Raw genomic sequence first — 23,081 nt, 5'->3', positions numbered from 1 at the left:
CGCTGGCTGAGCTCCGCCTTCGTCGCGCTTCCCATCGTTATAAGTCCTGCCCGGATCCGGTACAGAAACGATTCGTTCGTCATAACGTCCCCAACCTTTCCAACAAAAATCAAAGACTTATTAAATCGCTTTAATAAGTTGAGTTCATTTTAGCAGAGCTTGCTTGAAAGGACAACATAAATAACCGCAGCCGGCATGACCGGACTGCGGTTACTTATCAAATATAAGAGACTTTCGATTCATTGTGTGCAAAGCTGGAAATGAAACTATAATCGATCATGGACAACCCGTAAAGGAACTGAGAAGCCTTATTTTGATCATTTGGCGCGATAGTAGAATCTAACGGAACTGGGCGACGTTATTCGTGAGAAATCCAGGCAAACCACGAACTTATGCCCCTCTTAAGGGCTGTCAGTTCCGTTAGAATTGCAAAAATGGCGCTTTTTGATGAAATAAAGCCTTTCAGTTCCGTTTGTCGATCAAAAATGGCTGCCCGTTGACGATACGCGTCCCGGCTCCACATCCTGCAACTGAACTCCCTGCGGCAATAATTTCTCGATCGCCTCTCGAAGCTTCGCGTCATGGTGGATTTCCTCGCTTAAGATCGCTACGATACCCCGATCGGCGCCGGAGCGGATTAATCGTCCCATACCTTGCTGCAGACGAAGCAGCATATAAGGCAGGTCTACTTCTTCGTGCGGAGCCGCCGCGGCTTCCCGCTTCGCCATAAACACCGGGTCCTGAGGCGGGAAGGGCAGAGACCAGATGATGACGTTCGACAAAGAAGGACCAGGGACGTCGAGGCCCTCCCACAGCGTTAAAGCGCACAGCACGCTTGTTTCGTCCCGTTGGAAATAGCCGATAAGGTGGCTGATTTCCGCGTCCCCTTCAAACCAAAATCGCATGTTCGCGAGTTCCGGATAGGAAGGAAGCAACTCCTTGAACTGGAGCATTTCCTCCCTGCCGTTGAATAAAATCAACGCCCTGCCGCCAGTTTCGGCCAGCAGTCCCGCAGCAGCTTTCATTTTCTCCTCGCCCGAAGCCCTTTGCGTCCATTGCGGAGCTACGACTTTCATTTGGTTCTCATAATCATATGGAGATTGGGTGCTAAAGGATAAATAACGATCCGTTCCCAGACTGCTTGTTATATAGTCGAATGAACCGCCCACCGATAACGTCGCGGACGAAAAAACAATCGGCATATTCAGGGCAAATACCCTTTCGCGGAGCACTTCCTTAACCGCTCTGGGCATGATGACCAAGGTGAGTCCATCCTCTGCTTCGGTTGCCCAACTTATCAATGCGTCGGAGCTCTGGAACAAACTCAGGGCTTTCTGGATCGTCTCCAATTGCTCCTCGACGATCCGCAGCTGATACTCGTTCAAAGTATAAAGATCGCTCTCGAAAACCAGTTCTTCTTCGATGGCTTCGATTACTAGACGAAACAGACGCACTTCTTCTTGCAAAGTTTCGCCCAAAATAATCCGTTTGCGCTCGGAGCCGGGAATATCCTCGCAATGTTTCGAAAGCGTGTAGAATAAGGATTCGCTGCGGTCAATCGCTTCGTCAATAAGCACAGCCAATGATTCCCTGATCTCGCCTTTCAACAAACGGCAGACCAATTCTTCGAACCCCGAATGCTTCAAGCTGTAAGTCAACGCCTTCTGCGCTGCCGATTCCAGCAGATGTCCTTCGTCGAATACAACGGCACAGTGGTCCGGCAATAACGGGAGCTGGCCTTCCCGCTTCCGCCCCTCGTATGTCCACACATGCTCCATATAGAAATCATGCGAGCATATAATCAAATCCGTAGACTTCCGATAGTGTTCGCGGGTTAATGTCTGTCCGCAGCGATGTCTTTGATCGCAAGAGAAACAATCTTGAAACGTGTCCCAACTGATTTTGTTCCATTGATGGTCGTCCAAGTGCGGATATTGTTTGCGGTCTCCATAGGGATGGAAGGATTGCATCGCTTTATATTGATGAACAAAAGCTGGCAATCCGGCCCGTACCGCGCTATACACATCGTAATCCTCGTCGCCGGTCTTTACTTGGTCCAGCTTGGCCAAACATAGATAACGATCCGCGGACTTCGCCATTCTGGCGTCGATCGTTAGGCTCAAATGATGAGCCAGCTTGGCAAGATCGCCTTCCGGCTTCGCAAGTTGCTCGATGAGAGACTCGTCCGCGCAGGCAATAATCGCAGGTTTACGGGTATAACGAGCGTAGCAAATCGCATACAACAGATACACCAGCGTTTTGCCCGTTCCTACGCCTGCCTCTGCGAAGATCGTCTGCTTCTCGGCAAATGCCCGCTCCAATTGGTAAGCCATATAAATTTGTTCGTCGCGAACCTCGAAGCCGGCTTCCGGCAATATGTCGTAGAACACATCCGCAACCCACTCTCCGACTTGCTGAAGAAAGGGACGGGAATGATCGTATTCGAAAGGATACTGTTTCAAAGTTGGTTCTGCCTCCAGGAATCATGTCGGAACATTATCGCATGTTCTTCCTGTTAAATCAAAGTTGTATCCAAGAGCGACATCCGCGCGCGCAGTCACCGGTAAGTCGGGTACACAATTCCAGGTGCGGATACGGAGCGGAACGCGCCGGCCTCAAACGCCAGCTCCTCGTTTCCGTCCGCGCCGAACGGGATTCCCTCCCCGGCGCCGCCGATCTGGATGGCGCCTTCTATCCGTCTTGCGCTCATGCCGATAAGGCCCGTGAGCTGTCCGGCGCGATCTGTAATAAGCCGGATGCCCGCCGGGAAACGGAAGGCGAGCTTGCCGTCCATATAGACGCGGCATTCTTCCTCCCCGTTTATCAGTTCGAAGCTCTTACCGTCGACCTCCCGGCTGTAGGCGGTACGTTCGGCCAGCTTCTCGCCGTGGTCGAACGGATACGGCAGCAGCCCCGTGAACCACAGCTCCCCCGACGTCGTCGGCAGGATGCCGCAAAGCCGCTCCACATAATCCAGCATGCACAACAGCGCCGGCGAATACGACTCGGCGAAACCTTCCTTGCCCGTCCACGGACTTAGAACCTGACCGAACCGGGTCATCCGCGCCATCGCGGAAACGATGGGCTGCAGCACCCAGGTCAGCTCGACGTAGCGTCCATGATGCTCGAACGCATGCGGCGCCCGGATTAAGCTCAGGAAATTCGTCGCTCCCGCCCAGGTATTGTAGCTGGCGAACGGATCAAAGCGCGGATCGTCCATCGCGAGCGACGTAAAGGGATATTTGGCGAAAAACTTCGACGTATTAAGCAAATAAAGCCTCAGCATGCGATCGAAGAAATCCCGGTCCCCCACTTCGCTTGCCATGACCCGCAGCAGAACGTCGGACTGCACCTTTACGTGACGTCCTTGCTTGTCAACGTCGTAGAAGAAATGATCCTCCTCTTCGAAGCAATGCTTCATCAGACTGGCAAAGCTGGCCTCGGCCTTCTCTTGCCACGGCTCATGCGGCAGCCCGAGCTCGCGCGCCATGAACGCCAGATAACGGCGGCTGCAATAGACGCTTGCCGTAAGATCCGGCGCCAAAAAGGGCACAAGCGCCGAGTCCGGGTAAGGCAAGGCCGGATCGTCAAGATGCGGCGTATCCGGCACATGCCAGAACCTCGGCGACAGATCATGGCCCGTATCGAATGCGCAGAACGCCTCCACGCAGGCGCTCCCCCTCGTGTCGCGATGCCGTGCGAGCCAGTCGTCGTAACGGGAGAGCGCCTCGTACATGAGCGGCAGGTAGTCGTCCGCGACTCGCCCCTTATGGAGAGCGTAATAGTTCCATGCGCTTCTCGCAGGCGGGGTCACAAGCTGTATTTGCTTGAACACCGCTCCCGCCTCCGTTATTTTGTACGGCAGCAGACCGTCCTCGCGCTGCAGCTCCGCGAACTGCCTGTACGTCGCCTCTGTCACGGCCGGCATGAACCGCGCGCACAGTTCGGCGTTGATCGTGCCCGTGCTCTCCAGCCAGCATCCGTAATAGACGCCGCCCTCCTGAAGTATCGGCTGCCCTTCTCCGTTCGGCTTGACGCAATCCAGCAGCCTGCGCACCGCTTCGTAATAAGCGTTCTCCAGCAGCGGCGAGGAGGCCGAAAACTTGACGCCCGTATCGACGAAGTACCCCAGCGTCGCCTTGTCTTCAGATTTGTTAAGCTTGCCGACCCGTTCCGCTGCATCCAGATCGGCGAAGGCGGCCCGGAAGGAAGCACGCTCTGTCTCATCCATGTTAGTTGTCATGACTACCTTCCTCTCCAACTGCCGAAACCTCGCAAAGGGCCGTCTCCAGACACGCATAAATAAACGGAGCAACCCCCTTGGCGTCATCAGCAACGACCGGCTCGCTTATATAGTAGGTGAAGGAGCCGTCCCGGTAAGGCTCGCCTCCAAGCCCCGCCACGCGGTTAATGCCGCTCACATGGACGTTCCCGTCGCCATCGACGGATGCCGCATGACGCAGCAAGCCTTGGAAACCGCGCTCGACGACCTCCTCGTAGCGCCGGCTCAAATATCCACGGTTCAGCGCCTTGCGAGCCGCATACAGAACCATCGCCGAGCCGGAGCTCTCCACGTAATTGCCGGTTCGCCCAGCCTGGCCAAGCACCTGATGCCAAAGTCCGCTCGGCGGGTCCTGCACCTTGGCCAGCGCCGCGAACAGCCGCTCGTACGTGCCGATCAGTTGTCCGCGCAGCCGATGCTCTTCGGGCATGTAATCGAGCGTATCCACGACCGCCATGCCGTACCAGCCGATCGCGCGCAACCACGGATGGGGCGACCTTCCATGCTCCGGATGCGCCCATTCCTGCTCCCGGCTCTCGTCGTAGGCGTGATGCAGCAAGCCCGTTCTCGGGTCGCGCGTGCGCCGCTCGGCAATCAACAGTTGCCGAGCGGCGTCGTCCAGCAGCTCGGGACGATTAAACAGGCGGGACAGCTCGGCCAGAAACGGCCCCGCCATATACAGCCCGTCCAGCCATACCTGGTACGGATAAATCTTCTTGTGCCAGAAGCTGCCCTCGTCGGTCCGCGGCTGCCCCTCCAGCTGGCGCAGCAATACAAGCGCGGCCTTTAGATAACGTTCCGAGTCCGTCGCGCGGTACAAGAACAGCAGCACCTTGCCCTGATTGACCTGATCAAGGTTGTAGTCCTCCAGCGCATAGCTGCGAATGCGCCCCTCCTCATCCACGAAAAGGTCGATATTGCTTCGAATATAGTTTAAATACGCCTTCGAGCCCGTTTCCTCGTAGAGCCGCGCCAGCGCGAGCAGCAGACAACCGCTCTCGTAATTCCAGCAGTCGCTCAAATGAGGATGCATGGACAGCGTCGGATACTGCCTCATGATCGAATCCGCCGTGCGGACGGCCCAATCTCTTGCGCACATTTTATTCTCCTCCTTTAAGTGCGAGTTCAAAAAGTTCGGTTATCAGGGGTTACTTCGTAATGGGAAGCGGACTTTTTGAACAACCTAATTATGCCTTCACCGAGCCCAGCAGCGCGCCTTTGGCAAAGTGCTTCTGCAGGAACGGATACACCACGAGCACGGGCAGGGTCGCGACGACGATGACCGCCATCTTGACCGCCTGGGACGGCGGCGGCGCGTCGGTATATACCGCGTTGTCGTAGCTCAACCCGCTCGCCAGCACGATAATTTGACGCAGCAGCACCTGCACCGGCCATTTGCCGGCATCGCTCAAGTAGAGGACGGCGTGCATGTACGTATTCCAGTACGTTACCGCGTAGAACAACGAGATCGTCGCAATCGCCGGCAACGAGCAAGGGATAATAATCCTGAACAGGATGCCGACATCGTTGCTGCCGTCGATCTTCGCCGATTCCTCGAGGGCGTCCGGAAGCCCCTGGAAAAACGTCTTGAGAATAATCATATTAAACACATTAATAGAAACGGGAACAATTAAAGAAAGATAAGAGTCCAGCAGTCCCGTCTCTTTGACGACCAGAAACGTCGGGATCATCCCGCCGTTAAACAGCATCGTGAACACAAACAAAAACATGATGCCGTTGCGTCCCATCAAATCTTTGCGCGACAGCCCGTAGGCCGTCAATACGGAGATCAGCATGCTCCAAAGCGTGCCTGCCGCCGTCACTCCAAGAGATACCAGCATGGCCTTCGGCAACGTGCTGGTTGAAAAGATGTAGCGGTACGCATCCAGCGTAAATTCCGTCGGCACCAGCAAAAATTTCTTCGAGGCGATCTCTCCCGCCGTCGCGAAGGAACTGCCGAATACGTGAACGAAGGGCAGCACGGTCACGAGCCCGATCAGGCCCAGCAGCACCATATTAACTCCGTTAAACAATCGGCCGCTCCAAGTTTTGTCGCCAACCATATGATTTCCTCCTCCCGGTTCCCGCACGGCCTCTAGTAGATGCCGTCCTCGCCGTATTTCTTGGCCAGCTTGTTCGCCCCGATGACCAGGACAAGTCCCACGAAGCCCTTAAAGAAGCCGACTGCCGTCGAATAACTGAGCTGGCCTTGCTGAATGCCGGATACGTACACATACGTATCGAATATTTCCGCAACATGCCGGTTGGCGGAATTGAGCAGCAAATATACATGCTCGAAACCCAGCTCCAGCACATCGCCTATTTTCAGAATGAGCAGCACGACGATCACGCTCCGAATCGCCGGCAAGGTGATGCTTATCATTTGCCTTATGCGGCCCGCTCCGTCCATCTTGGCCGCTTCGTACAGCTGCGGATCCACCGCCGCGATCGCCGCGAGGAAAATAATCGTGCCCCAGCCCGCTTCGCGCCAAATCACTTGAAGAATGTACATCGGACGGAACCACTCCGCCTGAAGCAGGAAATTGATTTTTTGGAAACCTAGCATCTCCAGCACGCTGTTGACGATGCCGCCGTCCACGGTAAAGATGACAAAGCTGATCGAAACGACGATGACCCACGACATGAAGTGAGGCAAATAAACCAGCGTCTGAATAGTCCGTTTGTAGCCCTCTGATCTCAGCTCGTTCAGCATAAGGGCCAGGATAATCGGAATCGGGAAATAGATAACGAGCTGCAACGCGAACAAAATAATCGTGTTGGAGAAAATCATCCAAAAATCCGGAGACTGAAACAATCGTTCGAAATGCTCGAAGCCGACCCATTCGCTTCCCATAATGCCCTGGTAAGGCTTGTAGTTCTGGAACGAAATAATTAGGCCGTACATCGGAATGTATTTGTAGATGATAATGTAGAGCAAGCCGGGCAAAATCATCAGGTACAGCCATTTGTTTTTCATTAGGCTTCGCATAAAGCGGCCTCTTCCGCCCGATGGCGCCGTCAGCTGGTTGTTCATCTCTTCCGCCCTCCCAATTGCCGCTAGTGTCGCCGTAATGCGTTAATTCCGCATAACAAATACCCGTGTTATCCGTCCGGAAAACATGGTTTAAATATAGCGATTGATGAATCGGTTTGCCGCAGGCCGCTCCGGGCGGAGCAGCCGCGGCAAACCGGTAGTGCGAGTTCAAAACTGTTAGTGTGTTTTCTTACTTGCTTTGCTCGTACGCGGCGTTAAATTCTTCGATCATTTGAGCGCCGCCCTCCGACTTCCAGCGCTCCACTTCCTTGTCGAAGCCAGCCTCGTCCAGCGAACCCAGCATATAGTTGTATGTGGCGTCCGTAATGATCTGCGCGAGACGGTCCTTATGCTTCGTAAACGTGTCGGAGTCCAGCGTAAGCGTCGGGTCTGACACGACATACGAATCGTTGTCCGCGAACAGGTCCTGCGCCTTCTGCATCGGCGCATAATCGTAGCTTCCCTCCAGACGTCCGTTCGTCGCCGGATCGCCTACTTCGATCGTATTATAAGGCTTGACGTCGCGATCGATCTTGGCCTGGTCGGATACCGGCACCGCTTTGCCGCCTGTGACGGTATAATGTTCCCCTTCGATTCCCCAATACAGCAGATTGGCGATTTCCGGACTCATCAGACCGTCCATAAACGCAAGCACTTGCTTGAGCTCTTCCTCGGATTTGATCGCCGATTTCGGGAACAGATACGGGTGGTTGAAGCCCGGTCCGGAAAATACGGTAAACTCGCCGCTTGATCCCTTCACCTGATTATGAACATCTAGCTTGGCGTCCGGCTGCACCTGCGACAAGCCCGTATACAGCTGCTGCACGTCGCACATGCATCCAATATACACGCCGGCTTTGCCGTTGCTGATCATATTCTGCTGATCGGTTTTGCTCGTTACCGGGAAGTCCGAATTGATGTAGCCGTTCTCCCTAAGCTTCTTGAAGAAGTTCATCGTTTCCTTGTAAGAAGGGAACAGGAAGGCAGGCGCCAGCTTTCCTTCGAGTACGCCCCATTCGTTCGGGGTTCCGTTCCACGACGCGACTGTTTTGAAAGCGCCTGAAGCGAGATCGCCTCGATCGGCCAGACCCAGCGTATCCTTTTGACCGTTGCCGTCGGGATCCTCGTTCGTAAACTTCTCGATCATGGCATACAATTCGTCCAGCGTCTGCGGCGCCGACAGTCCAAGCTTCTCCGCCCAATCCTGACGGTAGATCATGCCCTGGCGGGAGAGCGGACGTCCTTGATACAGCGCGTACAGGTTGCCGTCCACCTTCGTATTGTTCAATACTTCCGGCTTCAGCTTCTTCAGGTTCTCATATTGATCGATGTAAGACGCAATATCCCAGAACTGCCCATCCCGGATCGCCTCTCTGTTCGCGCCCGTGATGGTGATGTTGACGATGTCCGTCAAGCTGCCTGTCGCGGACGCCGCATTCATCCGGTCCTGGAAGGTCGATGCCGGAATCCACTGAATGTCCAGATCGACGTTCAGCTTTTCTTCAATAAGCTGCTCGATCTTCGGATCAGGCGTCTCCGCCATATGCAGCGGCGTCATAATGGATATTTTGGCCGGCGCGGCCTTTCCTTCCGTACCTCCTGTTCCCGCGTTGTTGCTTCCCCCCGTTGAATCGTTGCCATTACTGTTGCCGCATGCGCTGGCAAGCAGCGTCAGCGTCATAAACATGCCGATTGCAGCTCTCCGCTTCACGCTTCTTCAACTCCTCGATCTGTAGTGGTTGTTGCTCCGTCATCGTAAGCTGCCGAGAGGCATATCGCCTATACTCATATCGCCAGTTCCCTTGCCGCGCAAGGGATTGCGGGGTTTTCCAATGAAATGATTATGCAGGATATGGCGCCTCCCGTTTACTTGCCTCCGTATTGCGAGCGATACTGTCCCGGAGTCATCTCCTCCTGCTTGCGGAAGGCCCGGATAAAGTTATGGGAATTGTTGTACTTCAGCCGTTCGGCGATATCCTTGACGGTCATATCGGTCTCCGTCAGCCACTGCTTGGCGATCTGCAGCCGGTAGCCCGCCAGATACTCGCTGAACGTATGGCCGGTCTCCTTCTTGAAAACGCTGCTGAGATAGCTTGCATTATAATGCAGGCGCGCGGCACAATCCTCCAACGTAAACTCGGATTCATAATGATTCCGGATCAAATCGATAATGCGCTCCGACAGCTTCTGATCCTGCGAGCTGCGACGCTCGCCGAATTGACGGAGCATCGGAAGCACCAGCTTCTCCTTGAACCACTCCTCGATCTCCTCGCTGACATGCAGCGCCAGAACTTCCTCGTATAACGACATCCGGTATGCGCCGCTTTTGCCGAGCGTGATTCCCTCTTCCTGGGCAAGCAGCAGAATGCGGTTGAGCAGCCGAACCAGCGACAACTGGTAGTGATCCGGCAGCTCGATCTGGTGAATGGCATCCGACATCCAGCCTCGCAGCAGCGTCAGCGCTTCCTCCTGCTCCGCGAGCTTGATCGCCTGCACCAAATCGTGTTCCGTCCGGGCCGGATACTCCGCAATGATCGAGGACTTGCCCGCGTTCAGGCTGCCATACGGCACGATAATCCCTTTGCCGAGCCGAATTCGGTAGGTCAGCGCCTCCAGCGCTTCCTCGTAGGCGCGCGCGGCATGCTTCATATCGAAGAAGATGCCGCTGATGCCGATGCTGGCGGACAACCCGAGATAACGGGCGATCAGATCCTTCAGCTTCTCCGTCAGCCGGTAGACATGTTCGTCTGCCGCTTCGCGCCCTCCGCCCTCGTAACCGGTGACCACAACGACGGAACGGTCCATCAGCAGGACGGGAAGTCGCTGCTCCTTCGGCACGACCTCCTCCGTCATATTGGACACGGCAAATAGCAGCAGCTCCAGATCTTTGGATTCGTAATGCGTATTCTCCAGCGTGTCGACCTGTATGGCCAGGACCGCCATATGCTCCCAGTCGCGGCTCAGTCCGAAATGTTCCAGTTTCTCCCGAATTTCCGTCTCCTTGAGACTGCCGCTGAGCATGCGGTGCAAGAACAATGCGCCGACCTGCTGCGCCTGGCTGCGCATCTCGTTCTCCAGCTTGGAGTTGGAGTTGAACAACTGCTTGATATGATCCTCGATAACCTGGACCTCATTGCGCGCCGAGGGTTCACTGCCCTCGCTTCCGCCTTCGATTGCGGTAACCAAACGGTTGAGCGGCCTGTACAGCTTGTTCGTGGACAACCAGACGATGCCGAAGCACAGCAGCAGAATGAACAGACTGACCGCCAGCGTAAACCAGCCGATCTGCCGCGATTCCGACGTCAACTGGTCGATGGATACGACAGACATATACGTCCAGCCGTTAAAGGCGGATTTCATATACGTCACCGTATAAGGTCGGCCGTCCAGCTCCGCATGCAATTGGCCGGAAGCGCCCTTCATCGCAAGCTCCGCCTGGGCAACGGGATGGCCGGAGAACGGCTGGCCGATCATCGTCCTGTCCTTGTGCAAGATGATTTGACCGTCCTCGTTTACCACGAGGATTTCCTCTTGTCCCTCTCCGTCCGTCATAAGACCCGTAATGCTGCACGCCGGGATATTCGCGATGGCCAGCGCGTATTTGTGAATCGTAATATGGGGCAATTGCTTAACCAGGCTAATCATATAGGGACAGCTTTGGCTCGAGATGGGATCCTTGTAGTCGCTTTTGGCCACAAGCTGCCACGAGGTATGCGGAGTCAAATCGAATTTCGCAAGGTACGTTGCTTCGTCGGGATGCTCGTTCAGCCGCTTGATGCCCGAATTTTTGATCAGCCAGTTGCGCTGTTTGTTCACGATGATAACGTCCTCTACCTTCGTATCAAAGGACTGCAGGTGAGTAATCTCGCTCTTGAGATTATTGTATAGCTGAAAGCTGGGCGCCTCCATTTCGCTGTACATCGCATCCTCCATGACGCGGGATTCCGAAAGGTTCGTCAGCGTATGCTCCACCGTTTTGAGCACTTGCTCGATGCTCGCGTTTAATTGGCTCAGGTATTGAACCTCGGCTTGATTGACCCTCTCTTGTACTTGTTTGGAGGACTGGATATAGGCGAACAGCCCGATCGCGACGACGGGCAGTATACTGAGTACGCTTCCAAGAAGAATCATTTTTTTAAGCAAGCTTTTTTTGCGCATGATGCCGGCAACCTTTCCGTAAACCATGATTACCTTTCATTATAATCGTCAATAGTGTTATTATCGAGCCTTACGACAGCTCCCACAAATTGGATCAAGGAGTCCTTCCATTGCAAGCATAAGTAGAAGTTATTTTTCGAACGATCGCCGCTTTTATCCTCCTCATGATCACGTCGAGAATTCTAGGCAAGCAGACGATATCCAATATGACCTTCCATGACTTCGTGAGCGGCATCACGCTGGGCGCCATTGCGGCGAATTTGGCGTTTAACGATAAGCTCAACCATTGGCTCATCGTCGTATCGCTTTTGATGTTCTTCGGCATCTCTTTCCTCGTGTCCAAAATCGCGCTCAAAAACCGGGCATGGAACCGGGTAGTATCCGGCACTCCGACCGTCGTTATCGAAAACGGCAAAATTCTCGAGGACAACATGCGAAAAATCCGCTACACATTGGACTCTCTGGCCCAATCTTTGCGTGAAAAAGATATTTTCAATATGGAGGAGGTTGAGTACGCGTGCCTGGAGGATCACGGGAAGCTGTCCGTCAAGAAAAAAAGCGAGTATGAGTGGGTGACGCGCAAGGATCTGAAGCTGCATGCCGCGGCCGTCCAATCGTTCCCTGTCGAGCTGATTATGGACGGTAAAATCATGGAAGACAATCTTGCCCAAAACGGGCTGACCGTCCAATGGATGGAGCAGGTGCTTCAGCAGCGCAACAAGTCTGTATCCGACGTGTTCTATGCCGTGAGAGGTACGCAAAATCAGTTGTATTTTGACTACTATCGGGACCATATTAACAAACCTATCGATTAGCTCCGACCTCACTGCGCTCTTCCCTCGCTGGCCGAGTGCTCGCTCTACTGAAAGTCCGCGCCCTGCTGCCGAAATGTTAATGGACACCAGCAACAATGTGGCCGTCGATTCATTGTGTGCAAAACTGGAAATGAAGCTGCAATCCATTATCGCCAACGGGTTAACGGAAGTGAGAGTCCTTATAGGGATCGTTTGGCGTGATTTTAAAATCTAACGGAACTCCGCGACGTTATTCGTGAGAAATCCAGGCAAACCGCGTACTTTTGCCCATTATAAGGGCTGTCAGCGTTAGATTTGCAAAGTGCCGCTTTTTGCTGAAATAACGCCTTTCATTTCCGTTACAGTTGCTCCCGTTCATTTCTTACCGGACGCTTGCCCGCAATTTCACCTTTGCACAATGAATAGACACCCTCCTGGTGTCTGTTAGGATCATGAGGGTATTGAATCAAGAACCTAATTTTTTGTATATTCGTTTGACTCTTTTGAGTTGGGGAGCCGTTAAATTTGGTTCTCTTGTTCGTAAAACATTCAAAAACTTCTCTTTATTCTCATCCGTTATGGCAACAAGCGTGCTTTCGGAATGCTGTGGAATTTCCTTCGTTCTGCAAGCTTCCAGGTGTTGGAGCAAAAACGGAAAAATCTCGTCATTGTTTTTCTTACTGACGGCTGCCAGCTTCGCAAGCGTTAGGACGCCCTTATCGATTGTAATAACCGAGCCTGATTTCATAGTTTCTTTTATAGTGTTAAGATGAGCCATTATGGATTCCGAAGCTACCCCCGCAATCGTGGATAACGCTGTCATGCCGCCCCATACCAAACGGTTATCGCGGCTTTTCAGCAGCTCTACGAAAGTCGATGCATACTTGCTTATGAGTTCGGGCTTAACTTGCCCGATCTCGTACGCTACTTTCATGCAATCGTATTGAATCTTTTTGTCCTTGCCAGACAGATTTTCGATTATAACTTCTATACCCGCATGATCTTCTTCGTTAGCTAACTTGCGGGCCAGTTCAATGTTCGGCTCCTCATCGTTTCGGCTTAATTGAGAAGCTAATAGGCTCACGACTGACATCATAATCCCTCATTTATTAATTTTTTTTGTACATTCATTATAGCAAGTAATCAGACACCTATCTGTCTTGTACAAAAGTAAATGACAAGGGATGTCGTTTTTAGTCGCGCAAAAATCCCCTTGGAACCCTTCTCCAGGGGATTATGAAATAACGCTCTTACAGCACATACCTTTCTTTAAATCAAATTATTCACCGTCACTTGTGGTACGGTTCTCGTCTCCTGTATGGGAGCCTATCGGTTTACCCGGTTCTGGACGTTTATGTGCATAATTAAAGGCATCGCTATTTCTCCAAGCTGTAAAGGAATCGATATTCTCCCATGGACTCCAGGTTCGCTGGAGATAATTTTCCGTCTTCCATCCGGTATATCTTATCGCAGTAGGTAAGCAGCCGCTCATCGTGCGTGACCATAATTGCCGCTTTTTGGCGTGATCTCACCTCATGGGCAATCAAGGAGACAACTTCATGGGCGCGCTTGGTATCCAGGCTTGCAGTAGGTTCATCCGCCAATATGACATTGGGATCGTTAATTAACGCGCGAGCAATGGCGGTACGCTGCTTCTCGCCCCCGGACAGCTCCTCCGGGTAGCTCTTCAGCTTAGTGCCTAGACCAAGTTCTTCAAGCAACTTTATAGCCATAGCTTTGTCTGCCGGACGAACCTTTCCCGACATCCGCTTCACGACAAGCAGCTGATCAAGAACGTTCAGGTATGGAACCAAATTCGAGGCCTGCATGATGAAACCAATCTCGTGCAATCGGATATCGGATAGTTGTTTGCCTGACAGCTTCGATATGTCCTTCCCATGTAGTATGACCTCTCCCTCGGAAGCTTTGAGCAGTGCACCCGCGATGGATAGGAAGGTACTTTTTCCAGAACCGGACGGACCTACCACCGCGACAAACTCGCCTGGCTCCACTTTTATGGACACTCGGTCTAATGCTGCAATACGATTCAATCCCTCGTTGTAATATTTGGAAGCTTCTGTTATTTGCAAGCCCTCAGTCATTACTCAACCCTCCCAAGTGCCTTAAGCGGATCAATTTTCGAAATCGTGCGAACCGATACCAACGAACTAAGCAATGAGATCACCAGCAATACAATGGAATACGTGAACACCAGCTTCGTATCCAGCATGAACGGCATGCTTTTGGGCATGATTGCCGCGGTACCATAAGTCAATAAGATGCCAACGATAATGCTTGAGAGCGACAGGACGAACACCTGTGAGACGACGGCTTTACCTAAAAATCCATTCTTGGCTCCAATCGCTTTCATTATTCCGAACTGGTTGGACTTCTGCATCGTGAATACATAGAAGAAAACGCCAATGATGAAGGCTGAGATCGCAAGCAGGAACGCAAGCATCATCATGATTGTGCCATTCTCTTCTTTGTATCCAGGCATTCCCTGTACCGCTGCCGCACGGGTAACCGTATCGGTACCCGAAAGCTGTTCATTGATCGTATTCCGATCAATATCTTTACCTTGAAGCATAATCGCATTGACGGGGTCCTTGACTCCCTTGTCCGAGCCTGGCGCCGCAAACGCAAGCCTACGCCACTCTTCAATAGAAGTAAATACAGCTGCTACGTGGTTATACGTCTGATTCTTGACAAAGCCGACAATCGTCAACGATTCCGTAAAACCATCTAATTGGAAGGTGTCCCCTAGCTTAAATCCCTCGTCTTTCATCGTCTCATTAACGATAACCTTCGTCATCTGATCGGTTGCCAGCCCCGTGCCTTCAATAATCGCCGGCTCTAGAAAACTCCCCGGATTAATTCCAATAATCGCTATATCTACTTTATCCTCATTCAACTTGCTACTCCCTTTGATTGCCGATGCCATGATGGTTCCCATAGGTGAAACGGCGCTTACATTCGGCATCTCTGCTAATTTAGCCGACAAATCATTAGACAATAAAGACTTACTCATTGAAGCCTTCGACCCTTGTTCGAAAACCACATAATCAGCCCTCATCGTCTTAAACGTCGAAGCCGCAAGCGTGGATAACCCGTTCCCCAACCCAGACAATATAAACACCAACCAAGAAATAAGCACAAAAATGATAGCAATCATCAAAAACCTTGTCTTGCTGTGTCTCAATTCTTTCAATGCCAAAAACATATGCTATTCCTCTCCTCAGCACAAATAGATGACACGCGTGTCAAATTAATCGTTTTTCGTCCGGCGCGTATTCATTATATGTTTTATACGACACGCGTGTCAAATATATTCGTGTTCCTTATCGGCTTCCTACCCCTCCCAGCCACATTTGGTATAACAGCTTACTCCACTGAGGTGTAGGGATATTCATCATATTGGGAGTTTCAATCAGGTTAAAAAATACACCTATAATGGCAGGAAGTGGGATGCTTGTATTCAAGTGTCCCTCTTCTTGAGCACGAACAAACAATCGCTCCAGTTGATTTTTTAAATTCACATGCGCTTGCTCAACAAATTCAAGGTCATTGGCTGCAGCCTCAGAATTGGCTTTATTTATTTTATGAGCATTTCCAAGCAATTGATGGAAACTAGCTTCCTCCAGATATACATCTAGCAGATGTTGAAGGGCGTTCATGCAATCCGTTTCATTAATAGCCGACGCCTTCTGTAATACACTTTCCATGGATCGTTTCATACATGCAGCAACTATCTCTTCTTTGTTGGCATAATATTGGTAAATCGTGCTTCTTGCTCCAACCAGGCTCTTGGATAACAACTTAAGTTGAAACCCCTCATAACCGTATTCGAGGAGCACTCTTTTGGTTTGGTCAAGCAACTCTGATCTTGTAAAAGCCTGCTTTCTACCCATGTTAATCACCGTCCCTAATTGCTAGCCATAGTCTACATTGTAACAAAAATTTCTCCCTATTTGTGATACGGTTCACAGCAAATGATCTTAACTTCTCAATATGGCAACTTGTATTCCGAAAAATCATATAAATAGCCGCCGGAATACTCATCGGCGGCAGGCGATACGGTTGTCACGGCAGTGCTTACAGCTTGCAAGCTTATCATGATGGCGTATTCATCTTGCCAAGCCGAGTGGCTTTAACTAATTGTCGAACGACGCCCGGCAAACGGCTTGCGGCCGTGGCGGCCAGCATCGAAAACGCGGGATGGCCCGCCGTGCGCTGAAGCAGTCGTCCCCACCTGAGCGGACCTCGAAAATGCCGGGCGATCGCCCCCTCGTAATCGAGCCTCCACTGCTCTCGCGTCGCTTCGCCCCTCAAAAACAGATCGGCCGACTCCGCGCAGAGCTGCGCGGAACGGATCGCCATCGACATGCCGTCCCCGCACAGCGGCGGTATCGTCACGCAAGCATCGCCAATTAAAGGGATGCCGTTCCAGGCGAGCGGAGCGTCATAAAGGCGCACGGGCGCAATCGCCGCTTGCGATTCCTCAAGGGGGAGGGCCTCCTCCATCCTTCTTGCTAACGCGGGGTGACGAGCCTCGGCTTCCTTGAGCCAACCGATCACCGTCGATGGCGAATGTCGGAAGGCGCGCTTGTCCAACAGCGCCGCTGCGTTAACGATGCCCTGCCCGGCAGAAGACAGCCCCAAATAACCGCCTTCGAAAAAATAAAGCTCCAAATCCCCGTTCATCTCGATACCGGACAAATGCATCTTGATACCCATGTACGGACACGCGGCAGGACGTCTACGCTCCGCATCCGGAAAATCCGGTACGCGGCCGTTTCCTCCCCATGCGCCGATTACGGTCCGCGATCGAATCGGGACCGACTTGGCGCCTTGCCGCGTCTGCAGCTCGTACCCGTCGCTCGCCAAGTGGGCCGCGGCAACGGCGGTTTCCGTCACGACTTCGGCTCCCGCAAGCCTCGCTTCCTCATGCAGAGCTTCATCGAGACGGTAGCGGCTGATGCCCCATGCCGGACCAGGCAAGGGAGCGATAATCGAAGCGCCGTTTCCGAGGATCAGCCGGGCACGATGGATGACTGCCGGCTCCAGCGACTGCAGGCAGTCTCCAAGTCCCAAGGCGATCAGCGAGTCGACCGCCTCGGGAGATAGAAACTCCCCGCAGACTTTATGGCGCGGGAACGTCCGGCGATCGATGAGCGCCACCTTCCAGCCTCGCCGCGCCATCAGAATCGCCATGCAGCTGCCGGCTATGCCCGCACCGAGAATGGCAACGTCCAACGTCCCGCGATCACTCATCCGCGACGCCTCCCGGTTGTGCCGCAATGGTAACGACATAGCGAAACAAGGGCCGCCAGTTGCAGGTCAGCCCGGGCGAGCCCAGCGCTTTGTCCAATTGCTCAAAGTCCTCCGCGCGGAAACCTTTGGCAACGGATAACGGACCATCATTGCGAATATACCGGTTGGTTGACACCAGTCGGGCCGCGAGCCATACGGCCGCCCAAGGCAGCCAGTGCCGATGTATATCTTGAATAACGATGCCGATCCTGGAAGCCCGCAGCATGGCGGAAGCGACGTCCGGCAGCTCCTCGGATGCAAAATGATGCAGAAACTGCGAGCCCGTCACGATGTCGGCCCCCCGCGCATCGAGATCCGCCAAGTCGCGGCACATCACCGAGACCCGGGGCTCGTCCGCAAAATAGGCGGCCGCTTCCGCACAGGCCTCCGGCGTCCGATCGACCAGCGTCACCGTCAGTTCGACGCCCTGCGCATCGGCCCACCTGAGCAAAGCCGCATTGACGTCGCCGGAGCCCGCCCCGATATCGAGCACCTCCAATCGCCGCGGCTTGCCCGCCCCCGACCATAAGCGGTTTACTCCAAACAAGGTAGGGGCTGCCGCGCTAAAAAGTCGGTTCAACCTGCGCAGATGCCGCAGAGCCTCCCTAAGCTCCTCTCCGCCCTGCGACCGGTCGTCCATCAGCTCGTAAGCCGAGGCGCGTTCGCGAAACGTTCTAAACATAGGCGCTCATCCCTGCTTTTGCGCCGATCGCCGCACCGTCCTCCGAAGCAGGCAGATAGGCAATCGGTACGATTTCGCAAGAAAGTCCCGGACCAAAGGCCAGACAAAATCCCTCCGTTCTATCGGCCCCTTCCCGAATAAACGTGTCACGGATCGCCTTAAGCACGAACAAGATGGTCGCTGAGGACATGTTTCCATAATCGCGCAGCACGTCGCGGCTAAACCGGGTATGGTCCGGGGACAATGCTAGCGCTGCTTCAAGCTCGTCGATAATGCCCTTGCCCCCGGGATGGATAGCCCAAACTCCCGGAAAAGGATCCTCATCCCGCAAAAGCGGAGCAAGCTGGCCGGGAATCTTCTCCCCAATCAGCTGGGAGATGCGAGGGGACAAAAACAGATCGTATCCGTGATTGCCGACCTCCCATATCATCTCGCCGGCCGTACCCGGCATCAGGCTGCTGCGCGCCTCGCCAAGCGCGAATACCGGGCCATCCCCCTGCTCCGCTCTCCCGATGACGCATGAGGAAGCTCCATCGCCAAAAAACGACGCTCCAAACAGCGCCTCGCGATCCGATGTCGATTGCATATGGATCGTGCACAGCTCTACGCTGACGATCAGCGCGACGGCGTCCGGATGTCCGGCGACGATGTCCCGCGCCATGCCGATCGCTTTAAGACCGGCCGCGCAGCCGAGAAAGGTCAGCGGAATGCGGTTGACCGAAAGGGGAAGTCCAAGCTGCCGGACGAGCGTCGCATCAAGTCCCGGCAGAAATTGCCCGGTGCAACTGACCGTGAGCAGATGGGTAACGGCCTCCGGTCCGATATCGGCATCGGTCATGGCCTTCTTGGCCGCCTGCAGCGCCAGCGGAATCGCCTCTTGCTTATAGGTCGACATTCGATCGGCCGTAGTCGGAACCGGCAATCCGGACAATTGGGCGAAATAACGGTTGTTCTCGGCTGGCTCGAGCAAATCGGGCTCGCATGTATAGCGGGTTTGCACCCCGCATTTCTTGAAAATCCGTTTAGCCCAGCGTGCGGCGTCCGGCGCCCCGCTAAGGGCGTGCGTCAAACGCTGCGCCGTGTCGGTCTGATCGAGTACATATTGGGGCACGGCTGTGCCAATGCCTAACATCGCAATCGTTGCCGCAGAAAGATGCATCGTATTTCAACCCCTCTTCAATAGGAATAAGACATGCCTTCCCTAAATCTATTCTTTATGAAGAGGTATTATGATAAAGAGACTTGGGATTTCAAATCGAGCCCTCTCGCCCTCCCTGCTTATACTCGTTCGGCGACATGCCGGTCTCTTGCTTGAACACCTTGGCGAAATAGGAGTAGTTCGCATAACCGACCTTTTTCGCTACGGCGAACACCGACATCGTCGTCGTACGCAGCAATTGCTTGGCTGCCGCGATTCGGGCGCTGATGACATAGGTACCCAGCGATACGCCCGTTTCCTTTTTAAAGATCCGCGCCAGATAGTCGGGGTGGAGGTAAAAGACCTCAGCCAGACTAAGGCGGGTCAAGTCCTCGCCATAATGCGAATGTATATATTGTTTGATCTCCTCGGCAACGGTTGTAGGCTGCTCGGCGAAATCGCGGTAGGACAAGGCCGTCGTCACCAAATGCTGCAGGTAAGCCTCCATATCCTCGATCGAATGCAAAGATTCGGCCAAAAGCCGCTCGCCTGTCTTGCCTTTGTACAATTGATGCGCTTGAATGCCCTTCGACTTGAGAAAGGCGTAGACGAGCTGCATCATATCGAGCTGGAACAGGCCCAGGGTAGAGACAGTGATATAATTGCGAGACGATAGAAAGCTTAAATACGAGGACGTCTCCCGCAAAAAAACATCGGGCTGGCCCATCTCCAGCAGCCCCTCCAGCCGAGGCAGATCCGGAGGCGCGTAGCCTTCCTCAGCCGGATCAATAACGTCGCTCGCGGCAAAAACCCGATTGCGCCGCTTGGCAATCCCTTTGTTCAGTTGCAGCAATTGCCTAATGCTTGCGCCGAACTCCCCAAGCCTTGACGGCATGCCGATGATGCAGCAGGCATCGCATTTCAGCGAGCGATTGGCTTGCTGAATAAACGATGCGCATAACTCCCCGAGCAATCGAGAATTCGGCGCCCCCTTCCATTTCAGCACGGCAATCCAATTATTTTCGCTGTATTCCAGCGCCGTCTCCACCGTAAATTCCGCATGCTGGTAAAGCTCGTATAAAACGTTTAGCAGCGCAAAATCGAACAGATTTTTTTCTTCCATCCCCATACTGCCCGCCGCATGAAAAAAATTAAGCAACAGCGGCTGAACAAAATCATCCATGCCGTATGACAGATTTTGTTCCCGGGCGGCGCGGGCGACGTCGGCGGGCCTCAAAGGGGCGGAGACGCTGTCGCTGATCAGCTTGCGCCAGAAGTGCTCCAGCATCTTCGCCTGATTGCGTTTCCAGTAATACCCCTCCTGAATGGCCTCTTCCTCCCGCTGCTGCTCCTTGGCCCGTTCGACCGCTTTTCCAATAATGAGCATAAGCTTGTCGAATTGAATCGGCTTTAGAAAATATTCGAAGCTGCGCAGCTCGATCGCCTTCTGCGCATAGTTGAAATCGGCGTAATTGGTGAGCAGAATAGCCTGCACGTTGTAACGCTCCTCGCGAATCCATGCAAGAAGCTCAAGCCCGCTTCCTTGCGGCATCTCGATATCGGATATGAGAATTTGGATCGGATGCCGCTGCAAAATGTCGCGCGCCTGCGCCACATTATGGGCCGTGTGCACCGTGTCGATGCCAAGCGAGGCCCAATCGACCTTCTTCTCCAGCGCCGTCACAACAAAGTAGTCGTCATCTACGAGCAATGCTTGCATTCGGCTGACCTCCTGTCTCGGATGGATGGACCGGAAGCTCCGGCAGGTACAGCGTGACGCCGGCTCCGCCGCCGGCGCGGTTGCGGAAGCGAATCAGAGCGCGTCCGCCGTACAGGGACTCCAGTCGCTGAATCGTATTCATGATGCCGATCCGCGTTCCATGCGTCTGATCGAGCGGCAGTCTTTGGCGCAGCTTCTCCAGGACATGCGGCGGGAATCCGGGCCCTGTATCCGTGATCCGGATGACGGTCGCGATCTCGTCCCCGATCCGGCGGCGTCTGACGATCAGCGTTATGAGCGATTTCTGATCCCGCGAGACCGCGTATTTGATCGCATTCTCGATAAAGGTTTGCAGCACAAGCGGCGGTATCGGCAGATCCGGCACCTGCTCCGCTCCTTCTATTCGGTAAAGAAAGGCGTCGCGATAACGGTTCTTCTGAATTTCGAGATAGATGCGGACATGCTCGATCTCGTCTTCCATGCGGACAAAGTCCTGGCCGTTCTGGAAGATGTATCGGAAGTAGATCGACGTGGACATCGCCATCTGCTGGATCTCTTCGGTCATGTCCATCTGCGCCATGCTGTGTATGGTCGTCAGACAGTTTAGAAAGAAGTGCGGCTTGATCTGCAGCTTCATATAATCCAGCTGAATGCGTTGCTTCTCGATTTCCCGTTCGTAAATGTCGATTTTGTACGTTTTGATTTGCTGAACCAGCCCCGTGAACTGCTTATTGGCTTTCTCCAGCTCGGCGATATTGTTGCTCGCGATGTCGATCGGTTCGCCATCCTCGGTCCAAAAGGCCAGATTGTACGAGAAGCTTTTGATCGGCTGCAGCACCTTGTTTCGGAAATAAAGCATGATAAAGCTTAAGGAGCAGGCCACGATAACGGCCATCAGCATGATAAGCAGCTGGGCGATCATGATTTTTTCGAAAGCGCCGAATTGGATGACCAGCCTGACGAAAAACGACGCGTTGTCGAACTCGCCTTTAACGGTTGTTTTGGTCTGGAACGGCATGAGCCAAGCGTAACGCCCCTCCTCGACAGGGGCACGCTTTCCGTTGTTCGACATCGGACTCGTCACGAGGCTCCCGTCCTCGGTCCATAAGGAGGCGTAACCTTTTTCGCCCAAATTGATTTGGCGCAGCGGCTCGATCAGATCGTCGGCCGCGATCAGGCAGATCATATAGTTGCCATGGTAAAGGAAAACATTAAGGATATAAAATGTCCCGTCCAGTTGGACGGTCGACCAGCGGGAATAAAACGGATCGTAACCCACGCTGCGATCCATGTAAGTGTTCATCTGCCCCTTCAGCTCTTGAAATTCCTTGTACGTCAAGCCCATCGGCGCCACGTTGAGCATGATGTCCTTCTCGCTAAAGAAGAGAAAAAAGTTGTAATTGCGGTCGTAACTTTTTTGAAGCTCGACGAATCTTCGGAATAACATATCGTTGGCTTTGATGAATTCGGTGTCGTTCAACTCATGCGTGCTCATGATATTGACATTGTCGTCGTTGGCCAGCGTCCATCCCATAAAGTGGTTGATATAAGAGAAATCTCCGTTAATCCTGTTGATGTACAAATACGCCGTGTCCCGCAAATCCCGCGCGGATTGCTGCTTGACGATCGCGATCGTCGCGAAGCTGATGATAAGGTCCAGAATCAGCGCGGATATGGAGATGATAATAATGATCCTGACATAATGTTTGATCGGATACAGCTTGTTCTCGGCCCGTTCCGCCACCTGCTTCGCAGCTCCCTTCGATCGTCCTCGCGTCACCGCCATGTATAGCGTTGTCAGATGATTATAATACCGGAAATCGAAAATGCAACCCGGTTGCTCCGCTCCTGCCGCGAAATGTCCGGAATGGACAGTAAAAAGTCTGGATTAGGCTATATTTCATGCCGGACCGTAGCGAGAAAAGGGAATCCGCCTCCGCAAAAGGTCCAGATATGTCCT

18 protein-coding genes (1 of these 18 cut by a window edge) are annotated in these 23,081 nt (G+C 53.4%); 1 reads left to right on the top strand and 17 read right to left on the bottom strand.

From position 1 onward, the window contains the following. The 8 genes from KJW29_RS31405 to KJW29_RS31370 form a co-directional block, all read right to left on the bottom strand. Nucleotides 1–83, bottom strand: the start of a protein-coding gene (locus KJW29_RS31405; protein WP_214627551.1) for an ROK family transcriptional regulator. It extends 910 nt beyond the left edge of the window; the window shows 83 of its 993 coding nt (coding positions 1–83); the start codon lies at nucleotides 81–83; its stop codon lies off the left edge, out of view. A gap of 396 nt (nucleotides 84–479) precedes the next feature. Next, entirely contained in the window at nucleotides 480–2,462 is a 1,983-nt protein-coding gene (locus KJW29_RS31400) for an ATP-dependent DNA helicase (protein WP_214627550.1), read from the bottom strand. A 95-nt stretch (nucleotides 2,463–2,557) separates the two neighbouring features. Beyond that, nucleotides 2,558–4,243, bottom strand: a complete 1,686-nt coding sequence (locus KJW29_RS31395) for an MGH1-like glycoside hydrolase domain-containing protein (RefSeq protein WP_425517477.1) — start codon at nucleotides 4,241–4,243, stop codon at nucleotides 2,558–2,560. Further along, nucleotides 4,233–5,381 carry a glycoside hydrolase family 88/105 protein gene (locus KJW29_RS31390; protein ID WP_214627549.1) on the bottom strand — a complete coding sequence of 383 codons (1,149 nt, stop codon included), beginning with the start codon at nucleotides 5,379–5,381 and terminating at the stop codon, nucleotides 4,233–4,235. The genes KJW29_RS31395 and KJW29_RS31390 overlap by 11 nt, the downstream gene beginning before the upstream one ends. A gap of 88 nt (nucleotides 5,382–5,469) precedes the next feature. Continuing rightward, complete coding sequence (locus KJW29_RS31385; RefSeq protein ID WP_187103569.1) at nucleotides 5,470–6,345, bottom strand: carbohydrate ABC transporter permease; 876 nt, start codon at nucleotides 6,343–6,345, stop codon at nucleotides 5,470–5,472. Nucleotides 6,346–6,377: 32 nt separating this feature from the next. Beyond that, nucleotides 6,378–7,316, bottom strand: a complete 939-nt coding sequence (locus KJW29_RS31380) for an ABC transporter permease (RefSeq protein ID WP_087572157.1) — start codon at nucleotides 7,314–7,316, stop codon at nucleotides 6,378–6,380. 190 nt (nucleotides 7,317–7,506) lie between these two features. Further along, complete coding sequence (locus KJW29_RS31375) at nucleotides 7,507–9,003, bottom strand: extracellular solute-binding protein (protein WP_214631404.1); 1,497 nt, start codon at nucleotides 9,001–9,003, stop codon at nucleotides 7,507–7,509. A 179-nt stretch (nucleotides 9,004–9,182) separates the two neighbouring features. Next, nucleotides 9,183–11,474: a helix-turn-helix domain-containing protein gene (locus tag KJW29_RS31370; RefSeq protein ID WP_214627548.1), complete on the bottom strand. Its 2,292-nt coding sequence runs from the start codon at nucleotides 11,472–11,474 to the stop codon at nucleotides 9,183–9,185. Between the two features lie 131 nt (nucleotides 11,475–11,605). Between KJW29_RS31370 and KJW29_RS31365 the strand changes: the two genes are divergently transcribed. Continuing rightward, nucleotides 11,606–12,289, top strand: coding sequence for a DUF421 domain-containing protein (locus KJW29_RS31365; RefSeq protein ID WP_343222841.1), 684 nt, complete (start codon nucleotides 11,606–11,608; stop codon nucleotides 12,287–12,289). A gap of 445 nt (nucleotides 12,290–12,734) precedes the next feature. On the opposite strand, the gene KJW29_RS31360 is transcribed toward KJW29_RS31365, so the two are convergent. The 9 genes from KJW29_RS31360 to KJW29_RS31320 all read right to left on the bottom strand — a co-directional run bounded on the left by KJW29_RS31360 (nucleotide 12,735) and on the right by KJW29_RS31320 (nucleotide 22,865). Next, on the bottom strand, nucleotides 12,735–13,364 hold the full coding sequence (locus tag KJW29_RS31360; protein WP_246608458.1) for a hypothetical protein: 630 nt from the start codon (nucleotides 13,362–13,364) through the stop codon (nucleotides 12,735–12,737). A 280-nt stretch (nucleotides 13,365–13,644) separates the two neighbouring features. Beyond that, nucleotides 13,645–14,370 (bottom strand): ABC transporter ATP-binding protein, encoded by a 726-nt coding sequence (locus KJW29_RS31355; protein WP_214627547.1) that lies wholly within the window; start codon nucleotides 14,368–14,370, stop codon nucleotides 13,645–13,647. Continuing rightward, nucleotides 14,370–15,491 carry an ABC transporter permease gene (locus KJW29_RS31350; RefSeq protein WP_214627546.1) on the bottom strand — a complete coding sequence of 374 codons (1,122 nt, stop codon included), beginning with the start codon at nucleotides 15,489–15,491 and terminating at the stop codon, nucleotides 14,370–14,372. Before KJW29_RS31350 ends, KJW29_RS31355 begins: the two co-directional genes overlap by 1 nt. 118 nt (nucleotides 15,492–15,609) lie before the next feature. Next, entirely contained in the window at nucleotides 15,610–16,179 is a 570-nt protein-coding gene (locus KJW29_RS31345; protein WP_214627545.1) for a TetR/AcrR family transcriptional regulator, read from the bottom strand. A 202-nt stretch (nucleotides 16,180–16,381) separates the two neighbouring features. Further along, nucleotides 16,382–17,542 carry an NAD(P)/FAD-dependent oxidoreductase gene (locus tag KJW29_RS31340; protein ID WP_214627544.1) on the bottom strand — a complete coding sequence of 387 codons (1,161 nt, stop codon included), beginning with the start codon at nucleotides 17,540–17,542 and terminating at the stop codon, nucleotides 16,382–16,384. Continuing rightward, a complete protein-coding gene (locus KJW29_RS31335; protein WP_214627543.1) occupies nucleotides 17,535–18,263 on the bottom strand; it encodes a methyltransferase domain-containing protein in 729 nt (242 codons plus the stop codon). The genes KJW29_RS31340 and KJW29_RS31335 overlap by 8 nt, the downstream gene beginning before the upstream one ends. Further along, nucleotides 18,256–19,422 carry a type III polyketide synthase gene (locus KJW29_RS31330; RefSeq protein WP_214627542.1) on the bottom strand — a complete coding sequence of 389 codons (1,167 nt, stop codon included), beginning with the start codon at nucleotides 19,420–19,422 and terminating at the stop codon, nucleotides 18,256–18,258. Before KJW29_RS31330 ends, KJW29_RS31335 begins: the two co-directional genes overlap by 8 nt. 91 nt (nucleotides 19,423–19,513) lie before the next feature. Continuing rightward, on the bottom strand, nucleotides 19,514–21,121 hold the full coding sequence (locus tag KJW29_RS31325; protein WP_214627541.1) for a response regulator: 1,608 nt from the start codon (nucleotides 21,119–21,121) through the stop codon (nucleotides 19,514–19,516). Beyond that, nucleotides 21,099–22,865 carry a sensor histidine kinase gene (locus KJW29_RS31320; RefSeq protein WP_246608457.1) on the bottom strand — a complete coding sequence of 589 codons (1,767 nt, stop codon included), beginning with the start codon at nucleotides 22,863–22,865 and terminating at the stop codon, nucleotides 21,099–21,101. The genes KJW29_RS31325 and KJW29_RS31320 overlap by 23 nt, the downstream gene beginning before the upstream one ends. Nucleotides 22,866–23,081: the final 216 nt, after the last annotated feature.

Source organism: Paenibacillus agaridevorans, from assembly GCF_018604145.1.
Taxonomy (GTDB): Bacteria; Bacillota; Bacilli; order Paenibacillales; family Paenibacillaceae; genus Pristimantibacillus; species Pristimantibacillus agaridevorans.
Note: the sequence above shows the minus strand (reverse complement) of the source record. Positions and strands in the feature narration are given on the sequence as shown.